Annotated in this window: 17 protein-coding genes and 1 pseudogene; 6 read left to right on the top strand and 12 right to left on the bottom strand. The window is 42.6% G+C overall.

The features are described 5' to 3' along the window. The 7 genes and pseudogenes from HMPREF9074_RS12360 to rimO all read right to left on the bottom strand — a co-directional run. Positions 1-1,111: pseudogene (locus HMPREF9074_RS12360) on the bottom strand (hypothetical protein); the annotation flags it as partial. A gap of 84 nt (positions 1,112-1,195) precedes the next feature. Beyond that, positions 1,196-2,230, bottom strand: a complete 1,035-nt coding sequence (locus tag HMPREF9074_RS05765; RefSeq protein ID WP_009390882.1) for a virulence RhuM family protein — start codon at positions 2,228-2,230, stop codon at positions 1,196-1,198. Between the two features lie 93 nt (positions 2,231-2,323). Further along, positions 2,324-3,214, bottom strand: a complete 891-nt coding sequence (locus HMPREF9074_RS05760; RefSeq protein WP_009390883.1) for a fructose bisphosphate aldolase — start codon at positions 3,212-3,214, stop codon at positions 2,324-2,326. Between the two features lie 44 nt (positions 3,215-3,258). Further along, complete coding sequence (locus HMPREF9074_RS05755; protein ID WP_009390884.1) at positions 3,259-5,319, bottom strand: GDSL-type esterase/lipase family protein; 2,061 nt, start codon at positions 5,317-5,319, stop codon at positions 3,259-3,261. Between the two features lie 21 nt (positions 5,320-5,340). Beyond that, complete coding sequence (locus HMPREF9074_RS05750; protein WP_009390885.1) at positions 5,341-5,796, bottom strand: hypothetical protein; 456 nt, start codon at positions 5,794-5,796, stop codon at positions 5,341-5,343. Further along, positions 5,796-6,362: an aminoacyl-tRNA hydrolase gene (pth, locus tag HMPREF9074_RS05745; RefSeq protein ID WP_009390887.1), complete on the bottom strand. Its 567-nt coding sequence runs from the start codon at positions 6,360-6,362 to the stop codon at positions 5,796-5,798. Before pth ends, HMPREF9074_RS05750 begins: the two co-directional genes overlap by 1 nt. Positions 6,363-6,411: 49 nt before the next feature. Further along, a complete protein-coding gene (rimO, locus tag HMPREF9074_RS05740) occupies positions 6,412-7,716 on the bottom strand; it encodes a 30S ribosomal protein S12 methylthiotransferase RimO (protein ID WP_009390889.1) in 1,305 nt (434 codons plus the stop codon). A 143-nt stretch (positions 7,717-7,859) separates the two neighbouring features. On the opposite strand from rimO, the gene HMPREF9074_RS05735 reads away from it, so the two are divergent. Next, positions 7,860-8,204, top strand: coding sequence for a hypothetical protein (locus HMPREF9074_RS05735; protein WP_009390893.1), 345 nt, complete (start codon positions 7,860-7,862; stop codon positions 8,202-8,204). Between the two features lie 46 nt (positions 8,205-8,250). On the opposite strand, the gene HMPREF9074_RS05730 is transcribed toward HMPREF9074_RS05735, so the two are convergent. The 5 genes from HMPREF9074_RS05730 to HMPREF9074_RS05710 all read right to left on the bottom strand — a co-directional run bounded on the left by HMPREF9074_RS05730 (position 8,251) and on the right by HMPREF9074_RS05710 (position 16,913). Further along, on the bottom strand, positions 8,251-8,628 hold the full coding sequence (locus HMPREF9074_RS05730) for a VOC family protein (RefSeq protein ID WP_009390895.1): 378 nt from the start codon (positions 8,626-8,628) through the stop codon (positions 8,251-8,253). Between the two features lie 80 nt (positions 8,629-8,708). After that, positions 8,709-9,314 carry an NADAR family protein gene (locus HMPREF9074_RS05725; RefSeq protein ID WP_009390897.1) on the bottom strand — a complete coding sequence of 202 codons (606 nt, stop codon included), beginning with the start codon at positions 9,312-9,314 and terminating at the stop codon, positions 8,709-8,711. Further along, a complete protein-coding gene (locus HMPREF9074_RS05720; protein WP_009390899.1) occupies positions 9,311-10,366 on the bottom strand; it encodes a phosphoribosyltransferase-like protein in 1,056 nt (351 codons plus the stop codon). Before HMPREF9074_RS05720 ends, HMPREF9074_RS05725 begins: the two co-directional genes overlap by 4 nt. A gap of 99 nt (positions 10,367-10,465) precedes the next feature. Next, on the bottom strand, positions 10,466-11,215 hold the full coding sequence (locus HMPREF9074_RS05715; protein WP_009390901.1) for a helix-turn-helix domain-containing protein: 750 nt from the start codon (positions 11,213-11,215) through the stop codon (positions 10,466-10,468). A 229-nt stretch (positions 11,216-11,444) separates the two neighbouring features. Beyond that, a complete protein-coding gene (locus HMPREF9074_RS05710) occupies positions 11,445-16,913 on the bottom strand; it encodes an alpha-2-macroglobulin family protein (protein ID WP_009390902.1) in 5,469 nt (1,822 codons plus the stop codon). A 629-nt stretch (positions 16,914-17,542) separates the two neighbouring features. Here HMPREF9074_RS05710 and HMPREF9074_RS05705 point away from each other — a divergent pair. The 5 genes from HMPREF9074_RS05705 to HMPREF9074_RS05685 all read left to right on the top strand — a co-directional run bounded on the left by HMPREF9074_RS05705 (position 17,543) and on the right by HMPREF9074_RS05685 (position 20,047). Beyond that, the gene (locus HMPREF9074_RS05705; protein ID WP_009390903.1) at positions 17,543-17,788 is read left to right on the top strand and encodes a hypothetical protein; all 246 of its coding nucleotides are present in this window, start codon (positions 17,543-17,545) and stop codon (positions 17,786-17,788) included. A 172-nt stretch (positions 17,789-17,960) separates the two neighbouring features. Next, positions 17,961-18,269, top strand: a complete 309-nt coding sequence (locus tag HMPREF9074_RS12675) for a hypothetical protein (RefSeq protein ID WP_009390904.1) — start codon at positions 17,961-17,963, stop codon at positions 18,267-18,269. 19 nt (positions 18,270-18,288) lie between these two features. Next, positions 18,289-19,062, top strand: coding sequence for an alpha/beta fold hydrolase (locus HMPREF9074_RS05695; protein ID WP_009390905.1), 774 nt, complete (start codon positions 18,289-18,291; stop codon positions 19,060-19,062). Then, complete coding sequence (locus HMPREF9074_RS05690; protein ID WP_009390906.1) at positions 19,047-19,403, top strand: phage holin family protein; 357 nt, start codon at positions 19,047-19,049, stop codon at positions 19,401-19,403. The genes HMPREF9074_RS05695 and HMPREF9074_RS05690 overlap by 16 nt, the downstream gene beginning before the upstream one ends. 35 nt (positions 19,404-19,438) lie before the next feature. Further along, on the top strand, positions 19,439-20,047 hold the full coding sequence (locus HMPREF9074_RS05685; RefSeq protein WP_009390907.1) for a PASTA domain-containing protein: 609 nt from the start codon (positions 19,439-19,441) through the stop codon (positions 20,045-20,047). Positions 20,048-20,157 lie beyond the last annotated feature (110 nt).

The following is a 20,157-nucleotide window of genomic DNA, read 5'->3' as shown; positions in this document are numbered from 1 at the left end:
CGGTCTCTGCTTGTTGTGGACGAGGAGGTACTATAGGTTGCTCTATTGATACTGCCCAATCAGGAGTAGAAGCCTCGCGCAATGGTTGCTGTGTATTAATAGTAGTAGGAGGAGTTATGTTCTCTACTGGCTGAGTCACTGCTTGTGCTACTGGAGCGGCTTGCACTGGAGCAGCTACTGTTGTTTGTGCAGGTGCTACTTCTGATGCAGGGGTTGCTGCAGGAGCTGGAGTAGCTACAGGAGCAGAAACTGGTGCGGCTACTTCTGCAGGCGGATCATCAGGAAGAGTGTAAGAATGCCAATCGTTCCAATCTTGATATAAAGAGGTAAGATCTTCATCAGAAGTATTCGTTACTGGTTGAGCCGCTGCGGGTTCAGTTATTGCAGCTTCAGGGGAAGCAAACTGTGTCATCTCTACTACCGAATCTGTTGTGGTTTCTGGAACTTCAGCTGGAGTAGGTTCTGCTACTACTTCAATAGAAGCCGCTGCGGTCTCTACAGGAGGAGTAGCAAAGTGAACAGGCTCTACAGGTGCCGGTTCAGCTGCTGGAGTAGGTTCTGCAGGAGGAGTAGTAAAGTGAACAGGCTCTACAGGTACTGGTTCAGCTATTGGAGCTGGTTCAGTCACTACTGTTGCAGGTGCTGGAGTAGGGTCTGTAGGAGGGGTAGCAAAGTGAATAGGCTCAGCAGGTGCCGGTTCAGCAGGAGCTGGCTCAGGTGTTGGTTCAGGAGTAGGCTCAGCAACCTTCTCGGCTATTGGTTCAGCAGCAGCCTGAACGGGTGCTGGTTCCATAGCTACAAAAGCAGGTTTTTCAGCCGGTGTTTCTTCTATCAAAGGCTGCTCAAGAGGTTGTAACTCTTTGAAAGCTACATCAATATTGAAGATGTTTTCCTGTTCATCAATAAAATTAGCAACCTTTCGCAAGGTATAAGTCATACGTTGCTCTGAGGTTCTTAGCATTTGGTAGTATTTTTCGACAAAGCCCAATATAGTGATTTTCTCAGAAATCTTATGCGCTTTTTGGCTAAGCTCGCTGAGATTTAATCGCCCTTGATAGGCTATAATTTCGGTGGCTAAATCAACTAATTCTTGCTCTAATGTTTCTTTCATAGCAAATGGAGTTTATGATGTGGCAAAGATACAATTTTTTTGGTAATCTCTTGCTTATTTTTCTAAAAAACTTTCTTATTCTTTTTATAGCTCTCTTTTCTTTTTGTGCTTCAGTAGTTTAGCTGTACTTTTCTCTAATACTTTCAAACTCTCTAAATAAGATTGTTCTACAGGCGATAACGTTTTCGCTTCGTAAGTTCGGTATTCTTGTGTTGCTTTTTGTATAGCTTGCTCGTGACTAATATTTCCGGCTCCTTTTAGTACTCCTTTGCCATAATTGGCTGAAAATTTGTCTAATTCTTCTATCCAATCTTTCATATACATAGGTGTCTGCATTTCTGCTTTGAGTTCTGCTAAATCAAAAAAAGCAGAAACAAGGCGGTTTAAGCGGAATAACTCCTCTTCTGTAAGATAATTCTTGGCGATTTTAGCTTCATTAAGCGTAGGCAATGCTCCTTTGAAAGTAGTCAGTCCCATAAAATCTTTGCTACTATCAGCTTTGTGATAAATTAGTTCTGCTGAAGTTTGTTCGCTGCTGGCATAATGCAGTTTGTTCTGTACTACTTTGAAAAAAGCAATAGTAGTTTCACTTTTAGGATCGTAGTCTAAACTGGTAGCATACAAATCGAGTACTTGACGGTATAAAGCCTTTTCACTAGAACGAATATCTCTAATTCTATTAAGCAGCTCTTTCCAATAGTTGCCCCCAGCATTACCTTTCAGCCGCTCATCATCCATTGTAAAACCTTTTATAACATATTCTTTAAGCCTTTCGGTAGCCCATTGTCTAAAACGCGTTCCTTGTACTGACCTAACGCGATAGCCTACTGAAATAACTACATCTAAATTGTAGTGTTTTACTTCTCTTTCTTGAGTTTTACTCTCTATTGCACCGTGCTTATAGGTTTGTCGGAAACTCCGACAGACCACTTTTTCATCTAATTCTCCTTCCTCAAAAATGTGAGAAATGTGTTCCGTGATAGTACTACGCCCTTTTCCAAATAAAGTAGCCATTTGTTCTTGCGTAAGCCATACGGTTTCGTTTTCAATCTTTACATCTATTTGTACTGAACCATCTTCACGTTGATAAAGTATGATTTCTCCTTTTTGTGCTTCCATTTTTTATATTTGCGCAAAAAGACTTCAGCTCTCTTATGAGGGCTAAAGTCTTCTTATTTATTAGGTGTCTCTTTATGCTACTTTCTGTGCGGCTTACTTTACTGAGGCTTCGTAAATACCCTCAATGGTCTCTGCTAACATTTGGTTGAATTCTGTATCTGTTTGCTGAGCAGAAAGTCCTTGAGTGAGAGCACGTGAGAAACTAGCGATTACTCCTTTGTTCTTAGCCAATATTTCATTGGCTTTTTCGCGAGGATAGCCCCCTGAAAGGGCTACTACACGTACTACACGAGGATGTTTAGTAAATTCTTTATAGAAATTATCAATAGTAGGCAAAGAGAGTTTGAGCATCACGTCAGAGGTGTCGCGCAAACGATCTAAATGCTTCCTGATTTCATCGCGTAGGATAGCTTCTGCTCTTGACTTATCAGGAATGGTAATGTCTACCTCTGGCTCAATAATCGGAACAAGTCCTGCATCGATAATGACTTGCGCTACCTCAAACTGTTGGGCTACTACTTGTGCAATACCTCTGGGAGAGGCTTCTTTGATTACTGAACGCATCTTAGTACCGAAAATATGTCGCTCGTTGGCACGCTTTAGTAGGTCTGGTAGTCCGTCGATTGGCTTCATCAGTTGTACCCCATCACTATCGATATCTAAAAGTCCTTTATCTACTTTGAGGAAAGGAATAATGTGTTTTTCTTCCCAAAGATAATCAGCCGTGTATTTACCGTCGATAAGGTTATCCATTGTCTGCTCGAAGAGGATAGCCCCAAGTATTTTTTCACTATTGAAAGCAGGACTTTTGATGATACGAGTGCGCATTTGGTGAATAAGAGCAAACATTTCAGCATCGTTAGTATACTGACTTTCGTCTATCCCATAGAGCTTTAATGCTTTAGGAGTGCTCCCCCCACTTTGGTCGAGTGCCGCAATAAAGCCCTTTCCATTTTTCATTTGTTCAAGTTGTTCTTTTTTCATTGTAAAAACCTTTATTTAATGCCACAAAGGTACAACATATTTTTCTAAAAAACAAATGTACTTGTAGGTAATTCTTCTTCATTTACCAAATTGGCGTCAGTGACGGGGCTCCAAGCATAGCGTACCGACTTAGGGATACGGACTTGCTCGCAACTTACCTTGACCTCATCGCCTACTATCTCGGCAGTGGCAGGATAGAAAATACCATTGCCATCAGAAAGCTCGAACCCACGTATGGGCTTATTGTCGGAGGTGTGCAAGCCTTTGGCGTAATTGAAGCTAACAAAGGCTGCCCCTTCGGCAAAATGTACCGAACGCAAAAGAGGTCCTGAGGGGGTAATATGCTGCTTATCGTATGTTCGATTTAGCGCCCAACGCGCTAAACGCTCGCCTATAGGTTGCTTGTTTTTGGGGTGTACATCGGTACGGTGACCGTAGTCGTAAGACACTGCCATACCGCTATAGGGCACCTCGGAGAGCAGACGGCGTTGCGAATCGCGGAACCAACCCCAAGAAGGGCGGTTGATGCTCGATAACTGCACATAGTAAAACGGCAATTTAGGATTTTGAAACGTTTCCCGCCAACTTTTTACCAATAGCTTAAATAGCTTAGAATGAGCATCTTTATTATGAGCATTCGATTCTCCCTGATACCATATCACTCCTTTGATAGGGAAGTCTTTTAGCGGCAATATGGCTGCCTCGTACAGATAAGCAGGCTCATAGGGGTGGCGCTGTAGTTTGTCCGTACTCTTTTTGATATTTTGAGAGGCACGCTCGCGTACCCATTGCATTATAAAATCGTTATTACGCCAATCGTATAATATGCGAGGGAAATTGTTTTCAAGAGTATTTCTGCCAACCCACGCTTCAGTAGGAGAGCCTCCTACAGCATTGCAAATCAGTCCGATAGGCATATCTAAATCTTTTTGTAGCCATCTGCCGAAATAATAGCCTACGGCTGAAAACTCAGCTGCGGTTTTCGGGGTACATTCTTGCCACTGTGTATCGCGATAGTACTGTAGGTGGTTGAGCGAATCGAGGACTGTGGCATTCCACTCTACCGCATCGGTACGCCAGCGGGCTTTCATATCGTAGAAACGTATATTAGGATTAGTGGCTCGTGGTATATCAGTAGCTCCGGTAATGATTTGTTTGAGCATAAACTCCATATTTGATTGCCCTGAACAGAGCCATACCTCGCCAGCTACCACATTTTTGAGTATGCGTTTCTGCTTGCCAGCTACTATGCTAAGCGTATAGACTTCTTTGGCTTTCAGCGGGTCTAAAACTACTTGCCAATTGCCATTTTCGTCGGCTACGGCGCTGTATTTCTGTTTGCCTATACTCACCATTACCTTAGTGCCTGTATTGGCGGTACCTTTTATCGGTAATGGCTGTCCGTGCTGTAGCACCATATTATCGGTGTAAATAGCAGGCAATTGCAGTCCACCGTAATCGCCAGTGATAGCACTGTATACTACCTTAGCCAAGCGAGCAGCGCCTTCAGCATTAGGATGCAGTCCGTCGGGGAGCAACTGAGGATAAGGGTAAAGAGGCGCGTGGAAATCTATCAGTTGGGCTTGCGCCTCGCGGGCTACCATCGTAATAGCCTCTTGAATCTCGGCGTGCCAATCGCGGGTGCCTGACTCGAAGCGCGGGTGCCGATGTGAAATAGGACTCATCTGCGCCAAAAGGATACGCGCCTGAGGATTGACTTCCTTGAAAGAAGCGATAAGCTGTAGATAGTCGCTTACAAAATTATCGCGGTAGTTAGGCCAGTTGCGAGGGTCGGTATCGTTGATGCCTAAGTGGATAACCACTATATCGGCTGCAAAAGCAAGTGCTTGTTTATACTCATCTTGTTGGGTGTAGGGGCGGTGACCTTTGTTGAGCAAGGTAGCCCCTGATTTGCCAAAATTGCCTACTAAATAAGCTTTGCCTAAAGCGCGCTGCAATACTGAAGGGTAGGCATCTTGGGTTCTGTTTTCGAGCAAATAACCATAGGTAATGCTGTTGCCTACACAGGCCACTTTAGTCAGTTTTTTTTGAGCTCCTGCCCCCAATGAGAGTAGCAGCAGCATTGTCAATAATATTTTTTTCATTCTGATATGGTTTTTCTGTTGTTATAGTCCACCGATGCGCACTAAACTACCCAATACAACCATTGTAACCCCTAAGAGTGTTACACAGATGATGTGCACTGCCATTTCAGGTAGTTTTTTGATATTTCCTTTGCGCAGCTGAGGTAGTACACGTGTTTGCGCCGAGATGGCAAAACACACAGAAGTAAGCAAACAAAGGAGTTTTAGGGAAACTACTTTTTCTATTGAAAAATCGAAGTGCAGCCAAGTGCTGAAACTTACTCCGTAGTCGTATGCCATTAGTATACCCGTGATAACCAACACTAAGAGTGATGGCATTCCGATAGGCTCGTACGTTTTTTCGAAATTGCCTATATAGCTAAAATCGTTGTGCTTAAGCGCTTTAGGGAGGTAGCCTATAGCCAACACTAAGTGTCCGCCTACCCATATAGTAGCCGCCACTAAATGCAAAATTAAAAGGATATGATGTGTGTACATTACTTATTATTAAATGTGTTCATTGTTATTGCAAGTCCTGCTAAGCCATATGAGAGTACTGCCTCAGCACATTTAGCTACGCGCTCAGGGAGTAGTGTTTGTTCTTCGGGCGCCCACTCGCCTAATACGTAGTCTATCTGTTTACCAGACTCGAAATTACTACTGATACCGAAGCGCAAACGGGCGTACTCTTGGGTACCTAACTGATACTGAATATCTTTAAGTCCGTTATGTCCGCCATCACTACCTTTCCCTTTGATGCGCAAGGTGCCGAATTTTATATTGAGGTCATCGCAGACTACTAATAGATTTTCAGCCGTCAAACGTTCTTTTTCGAGCCAATAGCGTACTGCTTTGCCACTGAGGTTCATATAAGTAGAGGGTTTCAGCAGTATAAATGTGCGCCCTTTCACTTTTATCTCGGCGAGGTCGCCCAGCTTTTGAGTGGTGAAAGAAGCATTATGGTCTTTAGCCAACTTATCGGCTACTAAAAAACCGATGTTGTGGCGCGTATTAGCATATTCAGCCCCTATATTGCCGAGGCAAGCAATTAGATATTTTTTCATAGCTACAAAGGTAATAATAATTTGCTAAATAGGCAATTTGTTTGCGTTTTTAAACCACAGGTTCGCCGTAGAGGTCGTAATCGGTGGCATCTATGATTTTTACTTCTACAAAATCGCCTGTTTTTACGTAGTGTTTTTTGGCATCGATAAGTACCTCATTATCGACATCGGGAGAGTCGTACTCAGTACGCCCTACAAAGTAATTGCCCTCTTTGCGGTCGATGAGACAACGGAAAGTCTTGCCTACCTTCTGTTGGTTGAGTTCCCACGATATTTGCGACTGTATTTCCATTATCTCGTTGGCACGAGCGAGTTTTACCTCTTCGGGTACGTCGTCTTCAAGGTCGTAGGCGGTGGTATTCTCTTCGTGGCTGTAGGTGAAGCAACCTAAACGGTCAAAACGCATTTCTTTCACAAAGAATTTTAGCGCCTCGAAGTCGGCTTGGGTTTCACCTGGGTAACCAACGATTAGGGTGGTGCGTATTGCCATTTCGGGCATCGCCTCGCGGAATTTCTTCAGCAGTTTAGTGGTTTTCTCTTGGGTAGTGCCGCGCTTCATACTCGCCAAAATAGGGTCGGAGATGTGCTGCAACGGTATGTCTAAGTAATTGCATATTTTGGGCTCTTCTTTCATCACCTCTATGACGTCCATAGGGAAGCCTGTAGGGAATGCGTAGTGTATGCGTATCCACTCGATGCCTTCGACTTTTACGAGGGCGCGGAGCAGGTCGGCAAGAGCGCGTTTTTTGTAGAGGTCGAGTCCGTAGTAAGTAATATCTTGAGCGATGAGTATCAGCTCTTTAACGCCTTTGGCAGCGAGCTTTTCGGCTTCGGTGACAAGCGCCTCGATAGGGGTGGAAATGTGAGCGCCCCGCATCAGTGGGATAGCACAAAAGCTACAAGGGCGGTCGCAGCCCTCAGATATTTTGAGATAAGCGTAATTTTTAGGGGTAGTGGTGAGGCGTTCGCCTATCAGCTCGTGCTTATAGTCCGCCCCCAATACTTTTAGCAGTGCAGGCAGTTCGCTAGTGCCGAAATACTGGTCGACATCGGGTATTTCTTTTTCTAAATCGGGTTTGTAGCGCTCAGAGAGGCAGCCCATCACGAATACCTTGTCGATTAGGCCTGCTTCTTTCTGCTGCACATAGTCTAAAATGGTGTTGATGCTCTCTTCTTTGGCGTTATTGATAAAGCCACAGGTGTTGATAACCACGATATTACCCTCTTGCTCGTGAACTACATTTTTGCCGCCAGCCTTTAGCTGCCCCATAAGGACTTCGCTGTCGTATACGTTTTTAGAGCAACCGAGGGTTACTACGTTTATAGTGTTTTTCTTTATACTTCTTGTTCGCATTTGTTGTTAGTTTCAGGCGGCAAAGATACGGATAATTTGCTAATTAGGCAATTTGTGGATTTCGTTAATGAGAGGAAAGGGAAGGCTGCGGGAAGTAATAAATTATTTTTATCTTTGCACCCTTAAAAAAAACATACAAAAAAATGAAGAAAAGATTTTTGATAGCGGCTTTTTTTGCGCTATTTTTAGGAGGTATTGCCGTAGCACAATCTCAAGAGCAAGCCTCAACCCTTACTGAACTACAAGCTGAAAAAGAAAAATTGGAAGCCAAACTCGCTAAAGTCCTTGAAGAGAAAGAAAATGCAGAAAATTCTTTAATAGGTAAATACAAAGATGTAGCATTTGCTTTTAATAACCACATCAGCAAAAAACAAAAGAAGTTTGCTAAGATTGTTTTGCGAGGTGCCAAACGCAAAGAAAAGCGAATTAAAAAGGAATTGAAAAGGCTTAATAAACGTATTGAGAAAATTAGCAAATTAGAGAATTAGAAAAATCCCCGCTTATAGGTTGTTCTATGAGCGGGGATTTTTATGTTTATTCGGGGGCAGAATAGGTTACTATATCAATACCAATGCCGTTGGGGTCTATAATAGCAAAATGACGGTCGCCCCAAGGTTCTTCGCGAAGCTCTATGGCAATGGGTACTCCTTGCTCTTTTAGGCTGTGGTAATACTCATCTACATTCTCTACTTCAATGGTGAGGTATACTCCCTGTTGGGTAAAAGGTTTTTGAAAGAGAGGCTGTTGCGAAGGGTGATTAGGCAATAAAAAACTGATTTCTGCCTCGTGATTGGGGGTGTGCAACAGCAAATAAAAGTCGTTTTCAAAAGTAATACCAAATTGCAATACTTGAGTGTAGAAAGCCTTGCTCTCGGCTAATTTCTCGGTTATAATACCTGCGTTTAATTTCATTCTGATAATGTATTTGTTATTCGGCGGCAAAAGTACCGCAAGCACAGGGAATGTGATTGTAAAAAACGGACAAAAAATGACTAGTCTAAATCAATGTCAAATAACATTTCTAAATCTGTCTTATAAATAATACTTATTTCTGTATTGTATAATAAGAAACCAGAAACTTTAGGAGGATAAACTTTATCTAAAGTTTGTTCTTCTAAAATGAACTCCTTTCTTAACTGCATTAGTAATCTGCCAAGAGCGTTTTTACCAACTAAAAAACCATTTTCTTCTTTTGCCCCCCAATCTCTATCTTTATTGGATAATTCTACAATAGGTTTTTCTTCTGTTTTCCTTAGAAGTTCCGAAAGTCGATGATAATTATGTAAAAGTTTTATTTTTAAAACCCAATACATTATATCATATTTTTTTTGTTCCCAATCTTGACGAGTATATTTATAGTGTTTTTTACTAATCATTTTAGCTGTCATTGGGCTATTTTGGTTTATTATTTCCTCTTGTATTGCAGGAAAAAGAGGATATCTACAAGCCTGATATAAGGCTTCTGACGAAGGGATAATAACATTATTTACCAAAATCGAAAAACCAGAAGCCATATTAGATAAAGCTCCAAATGATTCTTTTGTACTTCTAAAAGTAATGACTTCTTCTTTCTTGTATGTTCTCTCGTTTGTATTCATATTCCTCTATTTTTAAGTGAAAATAAGGGTGTCCAATTATGTCCAAATACATCCCACCAAAATACTATTGGGCAAGTGTTAGAGATATTTCTCCAAGTAAAAAACAAAGTACCTGTTCCTAATGTTTTATGTGATTTTACAGTGTCTCCTAAAGGCCTTTTACGAGGGTCTGGATTTTCTTTTTTTACCTTTTGTAACAATTCTAATCCTTTGTCTAAAATTATCTTCTCAAATTTATTTCTATTCTCTTTAGAACTAAAAAAAGTTTCTTCTAAGGGTAGCTGTTCTGGTCTAAATGTAGGAGGAGAATAAGGGTTGTTTACATTAAGTTTTCCTATATATTCTGATATTTTACTAGATTGTTTATCAATAGGATAAGTACAATTTATCTTTTGTTTCTGAGCAATCCATTCGGGTTTTAATTTATTTTCTATTATGTAATTAGCTTCTATATCCAATATATCTTTTAAAGGAACTCCTATATCTTTTCCTAATCCCCATAATATGTTTCCATATCCTAATGTATGATAACAAAATAGACTTAAGGCAATTGTTTTTTGCTTATTAATAAAAGAATCTCGCTCTTTTTCTATAATAGATTTTAAATCTCTACTTATAGTTCCTCCTGTGGCTAAAATATCATCAAAATAAATATAATGTTTCTTTGAAGATATCTGTATTAAAAAATTATAGTCTATTCCGTACTCTTTTTGTAATATTTCTTTTACTAAAACTAAAATTTCTCTCTGACTTTTTTCTTCTTTTTGAAGATCAATAAAATAAGCATTTTTAATAAAGTCATTCATAGATGAGTATTTATATCTTATTCTAAAAGATTCTAAATGTTCTTTTAGAATAGAAATGGCTTTTTCTTTTGAAACATATATATTTGGTAAGAAATGAAGAAGTTCTGTTAGTATAAACTCACCATCACCTCCAAATTGTTCAGCCCATTTTAAAATATGTTCAACAGACATTTTATGTTTTGTGTCTGGGTAATCACAGTGATAATCTTTTAGTATTTCAAATATTTTTTCTGCTAATTCTTGCATATTTAAAAAGTGTCTTTTGTAGTAGAAAGTATGAATTAGTAATTTATGAGGGCAAAATTAATTAAAAAATCGTTACTTCAAAATCTTTTTAACATTTTACTATATAAATACCTTGCTAGGGGTATCGCCGTATAATGTTTTAAACGATTTGATAAAGTGGGCTTGGTCGTAATAAGTGTCTAAAAAGGAATGGTTGTGATAGGCTTTTGTACTTAGTATATGCTGGAAGCGCACAATATTGCTAAAAGTCTTTGGGTTATCGCCTATGTAGTAGTCGAAAAGGCGGCGCAACTGTCTGGGGCTGATGCCTGTATCTAACTGACTAATATGCATCGTGCCTTTGCTTTGCAATATCTGTGAAAGTGCTGAGAAAAAGCGGTTGTCAATCTGCAAAGGACGTTGTAATAGGTGGCGGAGAAAATAGACGTCTAAGCACTGTGCTGTGGCAGGTAATGATAGAGGAGCTCCCAACTGCTGAGCTATAAAAGTAGCCAACGCGGGAACTACCTCGCGTAAGGGGATTTCTTGTGCGCTGATTTCAAAAGCATCTTGACCAAAAAGTAACGGAAAGGCACTAGGCAGGAAGCGCACCCCTACATAGTGGAAAGCCCCCGTTATAGGAAACTCTATGTATGTATTGCAATAGCCCATAAGGGAACTCATCTGCGGGTTATCGCATTCAAAAAACAAGTCGATGCAGCCATCGGCAACTACTCGATAGAAGAAAGGTGTGTTGCGTGGAGGAGATTTCAGTTCCCAATAGCAATAGATAAATGGACGCAAAGCCTCGCAGGGAAGAAACTCGGTATAGGTAACCTCTTTTTCTTCCGCAGGAATAACCGATTGCATAGGGTGATAATAGGGGCGAAGTGATAACACGCGTATTGCTATTGATTGAATGCAAAAGTACAAAGAATTAGCCAATTAGGCAATTTGTGGATTTGGTTGATGGGAGGAATAGGAAGGCTATGAAGGCTGAGAGGGCTGGAAGAGGAATGAGATAATGATATTTTCAAGTTTATAAAATCCCCGTTTATAGGTTGTTCTATAAGCGGGGATTTGTTGATTTTGCTAATTGTTATCGGCTAATGACTATCCATTGTCCGGTGGTGCGGGTGTTGTAGCGGTTGTTGTACATCGCTTCGGCATAAGTGCCTGGTAGATAGTATCTACCTGCATACGATGCGTTTAACTTCAGCTTTATCACCTTAGTTTCGTTGGCTCTAAGTGATAAATAGAAGTTCGCACGGTCATCGCGGAAATCGGCGTAGTCTATATACTCGTTATCATCAGCTCCGTAATCGGTGAAGCGGGTGTTGATAATCTCAAACCCTGAAGGGATGAGCTGTGTAAGAGCAACGTTATCTACCCGCTCGTTGGTGAGGTTGCGCACCTCTATAGAGGCGGTTAGCTCGGTGCTTTGACGTAGGGTGCTGACATCTATCGTTTGTCCCTTATTATTATGGAAAACTGTTTTGATAGAAAGTCCGTTTTGCATAGCTAACTCTTGTCCCACAGGTAAGACTCCGCTGCTAATTAGGCGTACGTAAAGCGTTTGCTTTGAGTTGTTTTTCACCTGTACAGGCGTTTGTCCTTTGGTGTTGAGGGTTACTTGTACCATTGGTTCGCTTGAGCTTACTTTTTCGGTCTTGCCATTTACGGTATAGGTAGCCTCGAAGCTCTTGCCACTCTTGTTTACTGCTACGTACTTAGCCATAGCATAAAGCGAATAGGCGGTGGTTTGAGTGCTGAGCCAATCGTTAGAAGATAGTTTTTCGGCTATCTCGGCTGCCCAACGAGCAGCATCGGTTTTTCTGCCTATTAGTAGGGCTGTTTCCATTGCCATTGCCTTGTTGCGCCATACGGAACCATAATAATAATCGCTGTCCTCATCTATAGCAGTGGTGAGGAAGAGTTTTTCGGCCGTCTGTTTCTGACCAATAAGAGCATAAGCCGCTGCTAAGGTACGTTTGGCATTTTCGCTTATATCTTTGAGTTCGCGTAGGCGGTTCATAGCTCCTTTGTTGGCACTACCGGCTAAAGCCAAAGTATAGAGGCGGTAGGCTTGCGCGAAATCATTGCCATATTCGGGTTCGTATCGCCATTGGCGCGCTTCAGTATTCTGGTAGTCTAACCACTTCTGCTTGCTGCCAGAAGGTAATACATAGCCTTTCTTCTCGGCTTCGATATAGAAGTGACCAATGTATGAGGTAACCCAATTATCGGCATAACGACCGCCTTTCCAATAGCTGAAGCCACCGTTGCTCAATTGGTTTTCGTGTAGCTTGCTAATAGCCGCTTTGACATTCTTGCTCACTTCGTCGGCTTTGTCTTTGCTAAGCGTTATAAAGTCGGCTAAGAATAGCTGAGGGAATGCGCCAGAGGTAACTTGCTCGCCACAACCGTGAGGGTAACTGATGAGGTAGCCCAAACGCTGGTGTAGGTTCACCCCTGGGAAGCTAGAAATCTCGAGAACTGTTTTATTCTTTTCGCCTAAAGCAGCCGTGTTGAGGGTCTGTGCTTGTCCGCTAGTAAGTACTGCATTTTGTACCGCATAGGTAAGCGGATTAGGGTTGTAAACGCCCATTTCGACCTCGTAAGTAGCTTTTTCTTTGCCAGAAGTAGCGGTTATTTTGACCTTGCCTACCCCTTGTTGGGCAGCTTCGAGTTCAAAATAAGCCATTTGCTCTCCGTTTTTGGTAAAGGTGAGCGACTGTTGGCTATTACCTACTACCTTGAACTGTCCGTTAGTGCTAACGCTAAGGCTTACGTTGCGCACGTGGTTTTCCATAGCAAATACAGTTACTGGCAATACTACTTTTTCGCCAGGTACGGCTTTGCGTGGCAATGAGCCTAAAAGCGATAATGGGCTAGTAACCGGTATGTCTTTCTTCTCGGCACTACCATAGGCGTTGTTCTTGACATCGGCTGCTACTACCATTACACGGGCAGACCCCATATAGTTAGGAATCGCTACTGAGTGAGTATTGCTGCTGCCTTTCTTGAGTTCGAAAGGCCCTTTGAAGATGACGAACGGTTTGAACCTATTGGCTTTTTGAGCTTCGCTACCGCCCAAATCTTCGTCGCCCCCTATACTGAATGCCTGATTGATAGTGCCTCCATAAGCCCCTATCACATCATTATACACGTCCCAAGTTTTTACGCCCAAAGCGATTTTAGAGAAGAACGCATTCCAAGGGTTAGGGGTGCGGAAGCGGGTGAGGTTTAGCAAGCCGTCTTCTACAATGGCTAATGTATAATGCATTGGCTTGCCTGTTTTTTCGCTTACCTTTATGTTCACTTTTTGGTTAGGGATGAACTTATCAGGGGCTTGTATCACCGGAGTTAATATGGTATTAGGGTCTACTACCTTTATAGGAGCCACGCCATAGAGGCGTATAGGGGCATCGTTGGCAGTTTGGTTATGCGGCTGCAAGAGGGTAACGTATAGGTATACATTAGGGGTCATCTTGCTAGTAATAGGTAGGGTGAAGTTGGTTTCTTTGTCGGTTGTTTCTACCCAATGCGTTTCGAGTACATCACTACCGTTTTCTACTGATACGAGGGCACGTCCGCCTTTATCAGAAGGGAATGAAAGAGTCGCTTTTTCGCCTACGCTATACTCCTTTTTATTAGTACCCAAGGTTAGCATAATGGCTTCGCTACCTTCGCCGCCACGTGACTTGCCGCTCCAGCTACCCCAATCGAAATAGACGGTAGTACCACAACGGTGACCGCTTTGCTCATCGGTGAGTAGGACAAAATATCTGCCCCAATTATCGTCAGAGATGTTGAGGTTAAACTGCGCCTTGCCCTGTGCATTGGTTATTAGGCGGTGTTGCTCGTACAAAGCATTGCTACTGCTGCTGTTGTAAGTAGAGATGTTTTGGTTAGAGGCGTCCCACCACCAATTCCAACCTACTTTATAGACAGCTACGGTAACCTCTTTGCCTTTTAGCGGTTTGCCATTTTCGTCTAACACTATGGTTTCGAAAGTATGGTCTTGCTCGGTGTCATAATAGTCGTATTTGTTTACGGCAGGGAGGTGTAGCCCCACATACTCGCTATAAGGCGAATACATAGCCGAGCATACATCGGTACTAAAGTCGCCACCACTTTCGTTGGCTTGGGTTAGGAAGTTCACCTTTAGCATACCAGGGGCTTGCATTTGGTTAGGCTTGAAGAAGAAAGAAGCATAGCCATCGGCATCGGTACGACCTTCGTATAGGTTGAACTCTTCGCCCTCGAAATCATAAGCTTTGTTATTGAAGAGGTATTTTTCATAGCCTTTGAAAGCTGTTTCGGTAGGGTAGAACTTCGCTTTTACGCTTACCCCTGTATTGCCCGCTGGGCTGCCGTGTAGCCAAAGCACCTGCAACTGCGCATTGCTACCATTGGCACTGATGCGCTTGCCACTAAGGTTATTTTCTATCTTTAGGCGGTTAGGCTTGATGGTTTCTACCTTTATCAGTTTGCTGAACTGAGAAGCCCCAGCAGAGATGAGGACATTCCAGCCTCCGGTAGGGGCATCGGCAGCTGTTTTGAGTCCGAATACGTATAGGTTGTTTTCTTTAGCCCCTTGCATCTGCTCGCTGATTACCTTGCCATAAGGGTCGCTAAAGCGCAATTTGATAGGAAGTTTTTCGGGGTTCTTCTGAGCAAAATCGTTAAGCACAAAGCTGAGGTGTATGCTATCGCCAGGACGGTATACGCCGCGCTCGGTGTAGATAAAGCCATTTAAGCCCTTTTGTAGCTTGATACCATCGATGTCGTAATTGCTGAGCGATAGAGGAGCTCCCTCGTCTAACTTCACATAGGTAGTGAATTTGTCTTTCTTCACCTTAGCAAAGTACGCACGGCTGCTGAGTTCTAAAACTGCCAACCCTTGTTTGTCGGTTTTGGCCTCTTGTATTTTCTGTTGCTGATAGGTGTACACCTCTATGGTAGCCCCTGATACGGGTTCGGTAGAAAGCAGGTTGTTCACCGCAAAGACATAGCTGTTGTTTTGTCCTTTTTTCACTATAACGCCAAGATCGGTAGAAAGCACATTGGTAACCGCCTTTTTGTTATAATAATACTCCTCATCGCAAGGGTTTTCGCTATAGCCCCAATAGTCTTCATCGTCATCGTAATAATACTCGTTGTAGTTTACATCATCGTCATTAAGCGATTTTTGTTCGTATGAGAGGTCTAAAGGCTCGGTATTTTGTCCTTCGCAGGCGTAGAGCGAATAGTTTTTCTTCATACCTATTTCGACCCTATAGATAGCGCCAGGTTCGGGAGTGATGAGGCTGGCGAGGTCTAAGGCGTAGGTATTCCAATCGTGTAGGGAATTGCGCACATCGTGGTCTAAAGCGATGACTTTGCGCGCAATAGGTTTGCCCACACGGCGCAGGCTGCCATCGGTGCTGCCCAAGCTGTTGTCTTGCAAAAACTGCAAGATATTATTTTCATAAATACGTGATACCTTTACGTGTACTGCACGCAGATTGATGGCCTGAAAGTTGATTTTGAGGTTAGCCGAGCTAGGTAGCAAGGTACCACTACGCACCAAGCGTACTTGAGGGTTGAGCGGTGGGAAGGAGATAGGTATATAGCGGTCTTTTGCCAAACGCTGACCATAGATGTTCTTCACCCCTTGCATTACATTGACAGTGAAGTTGGAAGCGGTGCTTACCTCTTCGCGCATCACCTTTAGCACGTTACCATTGACGCTGTATTTTTGGCTAACACCGCTAAGAGTTACCAATCCTTCGAAATCTTGGTTTTTATCTAAAGGGTCAGAGAAGTTTACGCTGAACACGCGGTTAGCTGAACTCTCATCGATGCGGACATTTACCACCTCGAAAACTCCTTTTTTAGGCAGGTTGAAGCTAAAAGGCAGTAAGTTCTCTTTTTTGACCCCTGAAGCGTCCCACTTCACCTCTAAGGTTTGTTCTTTATCGGTGCGAGGGAGGCTGTCGAACACTATCGCAAAGCGGTTAGACATCTGGTTAGACTGGAATTTTACCGACACCTTTTTGCCGCCCACAGTAGCCGAAAGGAGCTCTTTAGCCTCGTTATAAGTAAGCTGGTCGTTAGCGAGCAACTCGGCATTGAGGAAGTAGAGGTCTGGGCTGTAGGACTGTAGGTCGCCTTTTTGGATACGGAAAGCCTGCTCGAAAGTTTTGAGCGTGAAGTTAAACGCCTCGAGGGCTTTGTCATTGACCTCGAAGAGTTTTTTTAGCTGAAAAGACACTTGGTATTTGGTGTCTTGCTTAAGGGGCTCGTTGGGAATAAAAACTACCTCGGTAGGGGTAGCGCATACGACTTTACCCTTGACGTTAGGGGAGATGCTGAAGAGGTCGAGGCTCTCGATTTTATCCATCTTGTCTTGCGCAATGGGTTGGTTTAGCAGGATTTTCACCTCGGAATGGGCTGATACCAAACCAGAGGTGTAGCCTGAGATATAGGCTTTGAACAGCATAGGGTCGCTGTTGAAATTAGCATTTTTCTTACACGCAAAAAGGGTAAGTAATGCTACTAATAATAAACTAATTTTTTTCATATAATTATAATTTTTTTTGAATGATATACTACGGGTGATTTTCGCGGTAAAGGTACGAATGATTTTGGTAATTAACAAATTTTTTTTAACATCCCGCTTTGTAGATAAACATCCCCCCAGCCCCCTTCAAAGGGGGAGATGTGATGGTCAGTATACACGAAAAAAAATCTAGTTAGGGTAGGATTGTTAGCTGTTTGCTCTTCGGTTATTGTTCGCTAATCCTTCGCTAATTCTTCGTCACATACTCGGCTGTGCCAGCTCGCCGACTTTCCTTCGGTGTTCCTGTATTGTTTGTATAGGGTAAGTGTATTTAGAAAAATTTTCTGTAGCTGTGGAGGTACAATATCTTGATAATATAACTAAAAAAAAATATCTTTGCAGCCGTAGTGGTGGGGGTGAGAATTTTGAATTTTGAATTTTGAATTGGGTGGGACGAGTGGGACAGGTGGGACAGGTGAGAGAATTTTGAATTCTGAATTTTGAATTGGGGACAAGCTGCAAGCTTGCACCAGCGGGGGCTGTTAGTATTGTTCCTATTGAAAGAAAGGGAACTATCTCAGATAAAGAATTAGGAGAGCGAATAGCTTCGACAAGAAAGGAATGGAATAATTGTTCTAAATTGTAATGTTATGTCATTTGAAGAAGAAGTAGTAAAATCTTTAGATTCAACAAAAGAATTAAATTCTTTTCAACCAATGAGAGATATGGTTGCTTTAGCAAGGGGTAAGAATATTTCTGATAAAGAAATTAAGTCTAAACTGCTAAGTTTGTTTATCAAGTATTATGAAGAAGGGGAGAATAACAATGAAGAATCTCGTGATAGAGCTGATAAAATAGCAGATTTATTAGATGAAATGGATTATAATCGTGTTTAAAAGAAATAATGTATCTGATGTTTTAGGCGATGTATCAGATGTGTTGTTAAACGCAGAACAACTTAACTATTAGTAAAATATAAAATGACTAAAACCTTATTTTTCTTTACCTAACATAGAGACAAGCGTTTTAAAAGACTATAATGGCTTTAGATAGTGCGCGAGGGGAATTATGAATTTTGGGACGAGTGGGACTGGTGGGAGGATTGAGAAGGCTGAGAGGATTGGGAGGATTGGGACAGGTGAGACGAGTGGGACAAGTGAGACGAGTGGGACAGGTGAGACAAGTGGGACAGGTGAGACAAGTGGGACAGGTGAGACAAGTGGGAGTGCGAGCCGCACCAGCAGAGATGTGGGACGGGTGAGACGAGTGGGACAAGTGGGACAAGTGGGACAGGTGGGCGTATTTTTCTGTTTTTGTGGTTTATCATTTGTAATTTGTAATTATTTCGTATCTTTGTCGCTTGAAAATTATAATTGAAAAACATAATTATTAAAAAATGCTGCATTCTCAAATAATAGGCGAGGGGGGAACTCCTTTTATCATATTGCACGGCTTCTTAGGTATGTCGGACAATTGGCGTAGCTTGGGCTTGCGATATGCCGAAGCTGGCTATGAAGTCCATTTGATAGACCAACGCAACCACGGACATAGCTTTCACTCGCCCGACTTTAACTACTCGCTTATGGTAGCTGACCTATTGGCGTATGCCGAAGGACACCACCTGAAGGCTTTCCACCTGATGGGACACTCTATGGGTGGCAAAACGGCTATGCTCTTCGCTACAGAATACCCCCATAAGGTGCTTTCGCTTATCGTAGCTGATATGTCGCCTAAATTCTTTCCGCCTCATCATCAGCAGATATTGCAGGGATTGGCTTCGTTGGATTTCGACCAAATACACTCGCGCGCTGAAGCTGATAAGGCTCTTACTCCTTACGTTAGCGAGCCTGGGGTACGTCAGTTTTTGCTTAAAAACCTATATTGGGAGACTAAAGACCGCTTAGGTTTGCGCCTGAACCTGCCTGCCCTGATAGAGAACGAAAGCGAAATAGGGGCTGAACTGCCCGACAGCAATGTATATGAGGGCAAGACGCTCTTTTTGAAAGGCGAGTTTTCGGAGTATGTGATGCCTGAAGATGAAGCCTTGATATACACACACTTCCCGCACGCAATTATCGATACGATTAGCCAAGCGGGGCATTGGCTTCACGCCCAAAATCCTACTCAATTTTATCAAAAAACAATAGATTTTTTATGCGACAATATTTAATAGGTATTTTTGTAAGTGCTATCCTTATTTTTTTGTTGGGATACCTTAATGTAGGGGCTCAGATAGAGAACTTTTTTTCGGCTATCTTGGTGGCCTTTGTGCTATCGGTGCTCAATGTGATGGTGCGCCCTATTCTGACTATTATTTCTATTCCTATCACCGTTGTTACCTTGGGGCTTTTCTTGTTGGTAATTAATGCGGTTATCATTCTTTTGGCCGGCGAGGTAGTGAGTGGTTTTGTGGTGCACGGCTTCTGGGGCGGGATGATGTTTAGCGTATGTTTATCGCTGGCACAAACGCTTGTTTTTGGCATTATCGAAAAAGAAGAAGTTAGTAATTAAGTGCGCTGCACAGATAAAATACGAAATACAGAAAAATGAATATCAAAGAAAGTTTGAAAAAAACTGGCCTTACGCTGTTTTGGCAGTTGGTGTTGGCTGTGATTGCTGGGGGTATATTGATATGGTGCTCCTTGCAATTGCTCAACTTTTATACTGACCACGGCAAGTTTATAGTAGTGCCTAACCTGACCAAAAAAACGCTCTCGCAAGTGCAAATTCTCTTAGATGAACAGCAATTGCGCTATGAGGTAATCGACTCTACCGAATACGACCCTACATATGCGCCTTTCGCCGTGATAAGTCAGAGTCCGGAGCCTAACGAACGGGTGAAGAAAAACCGCAAAATATATCTGACCCTCAACCCTTCGGGCTATCATAAAGTGACCGTACCAAAGGTGATTCAGGTAACACGACGCAGCGCTGAGGCTACCCTACAATCGGTGGGATTGGCTATCGGTACCGTTACTTATGTAGATGATATCGGTAAGGATATGGTGCTGGAAATGCAGTATCAGGGCAAACCGGTACTACCTGGGGATAAGTTGGTGAAAACTTCGCGCATTGACCTTATCTGTGGTAATGGTATGGAGGCGAGAGACTCTATTCCTGAGGAAATTCCTATTGAGGAGTTGATGGGGAATTAGATGATGAGGCGATTTGCCGATTTGTCGATTTGTCGATGAGGCGATTATAAACATCCCCCCCCTTTGCACATACTCCGCTGCGCCAGCTCGCGGACTTCCTTCAAAGGGGG

Source organism: Capnocytophaga sp. oral taxon 329 str. F0087, from assembly GCF_000213295.2.
Classification (GTDB): Bacteria; Bacteroidota; Bacteroidia; order Flavobacteriales; family Flavobacteriaceae; genus Capnocytophaga; species Capnocytophaga leadbetteri_A.
This window is presented reverse-complemented; position numbering and strand designations above follow the sequence as displayed.

What these genes read in the sequence shown, in the direction of transcription:
- HMPREF9074_RS05765 (WP_009390882.1), bottom strand. Translation starts at nt 2,230, where the DNA reads ATGGAAGCACAAAAAGGAGAAATCATACTTTATCAACGTGAAGATGGT.
- HMPREF9074_RS05760 (WP_009390883.1), bottom strand. Translation starts at nt 3,214, where the DNA reads ATGAAAAAAGAACAACTTGAACAAATGAAAAATGGAAAGGGCTTTATT.
- HMPREF9074_RS05755 (WP_009390884.1), bottom strand. Translation starts at nt 5,319, where the DNA reads ATGAAAAAAATATTATTGACAATGCTGCTGCTACTCTCATTGGGGGCA.
- HMPREF9074_RS05750 (WP_009390885.1), bottom strand. Translation starts at nt 5,796, where the DNA reads ATGTACACACATCATATCCTTTTAATTTTGCATTTAGTGGCGGCTACT.
- pth (WP_009390887.1), bottom strand. Translation starts at nt 6,362, where the DNA reads ATGAAAAAATATCTAATTGCTTGCCTCGGCAATATAGGGGCTGAATAT.
- rimO (WP_009390889.1), bottom strand. Translation starts at nt 7,716, where the DNA reads ATGCGAACAAGAAGTATAAAGAAAAACACTATAAACGTAGTAACCCTC.
- HMPREF9074_RS05735 (WP_009390893.1), top strand. Translation starts at nt 7,860, where the DNA reads ATGAAGAAAAGATTTTTGATAGCGGCTTTTTTTGCGCTATTTTTAGGA.
- HMPREF9074_RS05730 (WP_009390895.1), bottom strand. Translation starts at nt 8,628, where the DNA reads ATGAAATTAAACGCAGGTATTATAACCGAGAAATTAGCCGAGAGCAAG.
- HMPREF9074_RS05725 (WP_009390897.1), bottom strand. Translation starts at nt 9,314, where the DNA reads ATGAATACAAACGAGAGAACATACAAGAAAGAAGAAGTCATTACTTTT.
- HMPREF9074_RS05720 (WP_009390899.1), bottom strand. Translation starts at nt 10,366, where the DNA reads ATGCAAGAATTAGCAGAAAAAATATTTGAAATACTAAAAGATTATCAC.
- HMPREF9074_RS05715 (WP_009390901.1), bottom strand. Translation starts at nt 11,215, where the DNA reads ATGCAATCGGTTATTCCTGCGGAAGAAAAAGAGGTTACCTATACCGAG.
- HMPREF9074_RS05710 (WP_009390902.1), bottom strand. Translation starts at nt 16,913, where the DNA reads ATGAAAAAAATTAGTTTATTATTAGTAGCATTACTTACCCTTTTTGCG.
- HMPREF9074_RS05705 (WP_009390903.1), top strand. Translation starts at nt 17,543, where the DNA reads ATGTCATTTGAAGAAGAAGTAGTAAAATCTTTAGATTCAACAAAAGAA.
- HMPREF9074_RS12675 (WP_009390904.1), top strand. Translation starts at nt 17,961, where the DNA reads ATGAATTTTGGGACGAGTGGGACTGGTGGGAGGATTGAGAAGGCTGAG.
- HMPREF9074_RS05695 (WP_009390905.1), top strand. Translation starts at nt 18,289, where the DNA reads ATGCTGCATTCTCAAATAATAGGCGAGGGGGGAACTCCTTTTATCATA.
- HMPREF9074_RS05690 (WP_009390906.1), top strand. Translation starts at nt 19,047, where the DNA reads ATGCGACAATATTTAATAGGTATTTTTGTAAGTGCTATCCTTATTTTT.
- HMPREF9074_RS05685 (WP_009390907.1), top strand. Translation starts at nt 19,439, where the DNA reads ATGAATATCAAAGAAAGTTTGAAAAAAACTGGCCTTACGCTGTTTTGG.